5 protein-coding genes and 1 pseudogene are annotated in these 6000 nt (G+C 45.7%); 1 reads left to right on the top strand and 5 read right to left on the bottom strand.

Annotation, left to right across the window (positions count from 1 at the left end; genetic code table 11):
• The 5 genes and pseudogenes from RIE73_RS14670 to RIE73_RS14650 all read right to left on the bottom strand — a co-directional run.
• Positions 1-549, bottom strand: a pseudogene (locus RIE73_RS14670) (hypothetical protein); the annotation flags it as partial.
• Between the two features lie 313 nt (positions 550-862).
• Positions 863-982, bottom strand: coding sequence for a photosystem II reaction center protein PsbX (gene psbX, locus RIE73_RS14665; RefSeq protein ID WP_446388656.1), 120 nt, complete (start codon positions 980-982; stop codon positions 863-865).
• Between the two features lie 287 nt (positions 983-1269).
• On the bottom strand, positions 1270-2274 hold the full coding sequence (locus RIE73_RS14660) for a DMT family transporter (protein ID WP_446401871.1): 1005 nt from the start codon (positions 2272-2274) through the stop codon (positions 1270-1272).
• Between the two features lie 410 nt (positions 2275-2684).
• Positions 2685-4505 (bottom strand): hypothetical protein, encoded by a 1821-nt coding sequence (locus RIE73_RS14655; RefSeq protein ID WP_446401870.1) that lies wholly within the window; start codon positions 4503-4505, stop codon positions 2685-2687.
• 48 nt (positions 4506-4553) lie between these two features.
• Complete coding sequence (locus RIE73_RS14650; RefSeq protein WP_446401869.1) at positions 4554-4691, bottom strand: hypothetical protein; 138 nt, start codon at positions 4689-4691, stop codon at positions 4554-4556.
• A gap of 258 nt (positions 4692-4949) precedes the next feature.
• Here RIE73_RS14650 and RIE73_RS14645 point away from each other — a divergent pair, with 258 nt between their 5' ends.
• The gene (locus tag RIE73_RS14645; RefSeq protein WP_446401868.1) at positions 4950-5852 is read left to right on the top strand and encodes a hypothetical protein; all 903 of its coding nucleotides are present in this window, start codon (positions 4950-4952) and stop codon (positions 5850-5852) included.
• Positions 5853-6000 lie beyond the last annotated feature (148 nt).

Below are 6000 nucleotides of genomic sequence, written 5' to 3'. Positions count from 1 at the left end.
TTCGAGTTTGATGCCAATGCGTTTTTTGCCAGTTGTCGGATAGATCTCACCTCTGCCGTTGCTGTATGGGCAAAGTCGAGCAACATAAGTTCCTGTGTTCACACCTTTTGGGATGACCGTTTTCACGATGTCGCCAGTACACAAGCCATGAATCGGGCGCAATGGGCGATATTTTTGCGGATAACCTAGTCTATCGGTTTGGCATCGCTGTCGTCCGCCTTGACCCGTTGCTTTGAGGAGCAGAATCTTATTGGTCAAAACTTTGAGCATTTCAGTTACACCGACACAAGCAGCATCTAACCAATGCGCTTTGGCAAGTCCTAACCGAGTGCGGTTATATTTGGTTTGTCCACCTGTCCCAGTCGTCACGGGTAGTCCAATTGCCTTGAGCGTCTCGAACAACTTCCAGCGAGTTGAATTGACCGCAGCAGCATCTTTCCGGGGCGTTTTGGCTTGTTTGCCAGCTTCCATCAATTTCCTTGCCTGTGCTGGATGAATTGGATTCATCGGTGTTTTATTGGCATCAATCAAAAAAACATAGTTTGACATGATTTGTTGGGTCGGTTTGACCAGTCCAAAGTTTAGTAATGTTAGCTTCGACAATGCTTCTAAGGCTTGTTATGGAGTATCAGAGGGCTTTCAATTGATGTCTCGCCTTTCGTTGATAGTTCCGACAGTGCCAAAAACTAGCGTTCATTCTTGGGTGTCATGACCAAAAAAGCGTAGCCAACCTTGCCAGATGGTAGGTTACTCTTTTTTACGGCTGAGTCTGCACGCTCAACCCGCCTACCCAAAATGTTTAGTTTTGGGTAGGTATGGGTAGACATTTACGAGCGGAGGTTAACAAATGACGCTCCCAAGCTTAAGAGCGTTGGATTTTATCCTTCTGGCTGATAAAGATCAAAGCAACGGTGGCGGGAACCACTACAATCACTCCACCCAGAACCAGACTCCATAAAAAATTGGCTAATGAGGGCGTCATAGAACTTTAATCCTTGTAACTATTGTTCATACTCATTTTACCCTAACGGGAATGGCACGCTCAATAAGCAATTTGGGAGTGCCAAAACCATTGATATGCCGTAGGGTGGGCAATGCCCACCAGCCTTCAGTCAGTGCCATTCACTCTAATACCGAGTTGCGCTCAAACATAGTAGCTAGGGGAAGCAGGGGAAGCAGGGGAAGCAGGGGAAGCAGGGGGAGGGAAAGTTATATCTTTGCAACTTGGTATAACTCCCTCATCTCCCCGACATCCCCTAGATCACGGGTTTAAGACGGTTTCCCAGCGACACAAAGCGCGGGTTGGGAGTCCTGTTCCATAACTTGAGAGGCGTAGTGACTTGACTTAGCAATATAGATGCCAAGTAAAACCACAGCAAACGCGAATCCGTTAAACAGACTTAAATGTTCGGCAAACAGAATCCACGCCACCAAAGCTGCTAGTACCGGATCAAGGAGTAGGAACACGCCCACTAAGCCAGAAGACAAGCGTTTGAGGCTATATGCCTGAAGTCCTTGACCAACAACTTGACAGACAACCGCTAAACCGATAACTGATAACCAGCCTGAACCCGAAATCGGGAACAGTCTGTCTTCAGTTAGCAGGACAACGGGTAACGTTACTACTGTTCCGACTAAGCAGCACCACATAATAATATTTGTGGCATCCCACTTGGCACGCAGTTTTTCAATCAGCATCAAGTTAGCGGCAGAAAACAGGGCAGATAACAACGCGGCAATATCCCCGGCAAAGTTATCGGTTGCGACTTGTAAATCATCAAGCCCTAGGGCAGTTGCTCCCACCATTGCCATCATCAACCCAATCAGAAACCGACTATCAAAACGCTGACCGAATATTAGCCATACTCCCAGAGTGGTAAATAAGGGAGTCAGGTTATGTAAGATGGTGGAATTGGCAACACCTGTTTGGGTGAGAGACCATGCCCAAAGTGCCAAACATCCCCAAAACATAACGCCAGCCGCGATCAACATGATCCAGTCGCGAACGGTATACTCTGACTTAGGTATAGATGATTGTTCATCCTGTTGCGATCGCGCTTTCGACTGGTTCAATAGCCATAAGACGATAAAGGCAATCCAGAAGCGATTAAAGATGGTGGCAAATGGACCAAGTTCTCGTTCGCTCAATCGGATAAATATAGCCGCCAGGGATAAAGCGACGATGGCGGTAAATATGGCAATGATAGCCATCATCGTTGGACTAGGATTGAGCTGAGATTTGGATAAGTGTAACGGTTGAGTTTTCTGTATCATTTAAAGTTCATAGGAAGTAACTTTATTGTTATAATTTTCAGACAAATAATCGATTAATTTTTATTTTTTTCAGTATTATTCATTGTGTCGTCAATTCCAAGCCGTTGTGAAATAGCCCCTTTCTCCCCTCCCTCTGCTTTCACAAATCATTTAAACTTCATTGAGTGGGTTTTATTTGCATCATACCAGAGGAAGCGCGGAAAGTCTCCCTTTTAACCAGAAGAATTTCCTTTGAGATTATTTGTAGAAGCTTTTACTTTTTAGCTAACGCTACTAGGTATCTTAAGGTTTCAGAGCGACTTAAACGGCTATTATTTTGTATTTTGTTATTTAATTTAATATTTTTTCACATTACACCGTATTCCTTAAAATACGCGATCGCACCTTGACTGCCAAAGTAGTGGTAAAAGCTACTGAACTGGATTATGGGATTGAATGATCACCCCCTCTGGCGTATAAACCTCCACTCGCAATTGGGCATTATCACTAATCACTTCCAACGCTTCTCCTAAGGTCAAAATGTGATTCACAAGACCGGCATGAGCATCTGAGTCGCCTTGGGCTTTAGCTGTCATTGCCTGTTGTTGCACCATCTGGACGTAAGCAGGGGTTAACCGCACCTTAATCATCTGATTGTCAATGGTATAGGTACAGATTTTGGGTGTCCCTGAACAGGTTTGATTAAGATCCCGACGGGCTTGTTGCAGCTTGACGGCTAACTGAAGCTGGTTTTGAGCCTGTTTAAGCGCACCTCGGTAGGGTTCAACCAAAGATTGTGCCTTGGTATAGTAATAGGTCTCTTTGGGTACTTGATTGACATAGGTTAGGGCATTGCGCCAGTGAACCAGAGCAACTGACCATTGCTTGTCGGATTGAGAATCTGTCGCCAGTTGAGCCAGCCGCACGCCTTGATTATAGGCATTGGCAGAAATTTGTTCTTGAGTTTTGCGATCGCGGGCGTTGGCAAGTTTGGGTAAATACAGCGCCAATAACTCTTGGGCTTCCTCATAAGGCGTTGTCCCTTGGGGAATCTGTTTGAGACGCCGCATCGACGCTTGCCAAGTAGCATAAACCAATTGCCAGTCTGATAAGGATTGGGCAATCCCTTGGCGTACCTCAGCCATCCGCGCTGCTTCTTGAGCCGCTTTTAAATGTTCCTGGGCTTTTCGTTCCTTCAGTAGCCGCTGATTAATTTCCTCTAAATTCGTCTTATACGCCTTAATTTTGGCTTTGGCTAAGGGCTGGAGATTGCTATCGGTGGGAAGCTGTTCCAGTTTTGCGATCGCGTCTCGCCAGAGGTTCTGAACCTCCCGCCATTTCGCCTCTGGATGTGGCGGATTTTGACTTTCATACCCGGCTCTAGCCGCCGTTTTCAGCGCCTCCACCATATCCGCCACGGTTTCTGATTGCGATCGATAGACTTGGAGTTTTTGTTGTGCTTGGCTGCGATAACGTGACCAAGGTGGAATCGCCACCACTAATTGAATCGCCTCTTGTAGCTGTTCTTGGGCTTCCAAAACCGCTTTTCCCGATTCTGGATTTTGCAGGGTTTTTACTGATTTTTGGCTTAACTGTTCCGCTTCTGGCAACACCGTGCATTTACCGATGACACAAGGACGAGTCAGGACATAAAGCGTGCTAAAGAAAACCACCAAACTCAACCCAGCACCCGCTACTACCAAAGGTAGCCAGGATGATTTTAACCTGAGCTTGACTGACGGCGGTTGTTCAGATTCTGACTCATCGGCTTCATCGTTTACCTCCGGAATCGGTTGATCCCACGGATGGGATGACTCGGCTTGTGTTTCGTCCGAGCCTAGGTTTGGGGAAGTTTCCGTTTCAGACGGGGGGTTAGTCTCCTCTGTGGCGTTCGTTTCTACCGAATCCGCATCAGAGGGTGTAACCGTTTCGGGTTCAGGTTCAGGTTCAGAGAAATCTAGGGAGAGCGATCGCGAAACGTAAGGTTTCTTTTCTCCAACTCTGAGCAGGTTAACTCTGGCTTGTTGAGCCACCAATGGATATTGGCTGTGAATCGTTTGTTCTAAAAACGCCAAAATCTCATCTTGATCCAGCGTCGCCTCGGCGGGATGCTGTACCCAAATCGCTAACCGTTCATCACTTCGCCGACACCGAACTTGAACAGGAATACTCTCATGCAGGTATGACTGCAAGTCCTCCTGTAAGCAGTTGCCTAAATCCGTTAATTCCTCTGGGCGCGTCGCTGTTTTCATTTGCTCAATGCATGAGCGCTACACTCTAAATGTACCGTTATATAAAACTTACACAAATTTACCAATACTTGGTAAAATCTGGCGTTTACTTACGTCCTGCTCTTGAATGACGGTGTCGGCGGCTATCTCCAAATTCAACGATGCTCTCAAGTCGCGATCACCAACCAGCCCACCTTTACCCGACATTTTAAGTATTTTTACTGATCAGATAACTTGATTCGTCATATAATCAAGATTAATCTGAATGCTACTGGCATAGGCTCTAGACCTTTATGTTGTAGGTCTGAGCAATCAATCATATCATACCCGGTCAAACATCCTGAATAAAAATGCCTGAAACAATGTTTGTTGCAACATTGCAATTGGGTTCAATCCTCAGGACATGAGATCACCTCTTAAGTCAGTGTCATTCATTTTAACTTTGCTGTCTTAGGAGTTTGCCCAATGTACTGGAAGGTTTATTCGTTCACTTTTATAACCACAGCAATGCTATTCGGGTTGGCGAACAAACCCGCTTTAGCTTTTAGCTTTACAACTATTGATGAACCAAGTTCAACCCTGTTGGGGTGTCCACCGCCTTCTTTGGCTGAACTGGGGAGTGCCGACACAACTTCATCTGAGGGAAATTACCTCACATCAGTTCCCGCCTACGACTGGTATCACGGTTGTGGACCTACAGCAGCCGCTTCCGTAATTGGTTATTGGGATTTAAATGGCTATGTTAATCTTTTTGATGCTAGTGGAGATGAGGTTTTCCTAACCTCCAATGTTGCCGATCAAATATCTAGCCCTGAACACAACGCTAAATATAACCCAACGCCCGACAATCCTCTTCTACCAATTCCCGCCTCTACAAGCATTGCTGATTGGTTCGGAACATCCAAAGATCCCTTAAATTATGGGTGGAGTTATCTTTCACAGGCTGACAATGCATTTACAGGATACACAAACTACCGGGGATATCAATTCAATTCGTGGAATGAAAGCTTTTCCACAGGAGAGTTTACCTGGGAGGATTTAGTATTAGAAATTGATTCTCAACGTCCTTTGATGTTTCTTGTTGATTCTCGGGGTGATGGTTACACAGATCATTTTGTTCCAGTACTAGGCTACGATGATCGAGGTGTAGAAGGGAAGTATTATGGCTTTTACACAACATGGAGCGAGAATGAAACAATTGTTTGGAGAGAGTTTCAAGGTATGTCTCAAGGTCAACCTTGGGGTGTAGGATATGGAACTTTCGTGCAACCCGTTAGCCGTGCAACTCCTGAACCCTCGCCTATACTCAGCTTGCTAGCATTAGCTGGATTAGGTGTTGGCTTAACACGGGGACGCCAGCAAAGTTAATACAGCTAATTTGGTATGTAGTCAGGGCTTTAGCCCTATATTCTGTTGGGTAATAGGCGTAAACCCCTGCCAACTCATGCCCTATGCATATAGCAAGTCGCTAGGCGTGTATTTACAACTTCAGGAGCTGAAGCTTAGTCCAGATGAG

Origin of the sequence: Coleofasciculus sp. C1-SOL-03 (assembly GCF_040220555.1) — a bacterium.
Classification (GTDB): domain Bacteria; phylum Cyanobacteriota; class Cyanobacteriia; order Cyanobacteriales; family Coleofasciculaceae; genus Coleofasciculus.
Note: the sequence above shows the minus strand (reverse complement) of the source record. Positions and strands in the feature narration are given on the sequence as shown.

Coding starts and splice junctions, on each gene's coding strand:
- RIE73_RS14655 (WP_446401870.1), bottom strand. CDS start 4,505: ATGAAAACAGCGACGCGCCCAGAGGAATTAACGGATTTAGGCAACTGC.
- RIE73_RS14660 (WP_446401871.1), bottom strand. CDS start 2,274: ATGATACAGAAAACTCAACCGTTACACTTATCCAAATCTCAGCTCAAT.
- RIE73_RS14650 (WP_446401869.1), bottom strand. CDS start 4,691: ATGTCGGGTAAAGGTGGGCTGGTTGGTGATCGCGACTTGAGAGCATCG.
- RIE73_RS14645 (WP_446401868.1), top strand. CDS start 4,950: ATGTACTGGAAGGTTTATTCGTTCACTTTTATAACCACAGCAATGCTA.
- psbX (WP_446388656.1), bottom strand. CDS start 982: ATGACGCCCTCATTAGCCAATTTTTTATGGAGTCTGGTTCTGGGTGGA.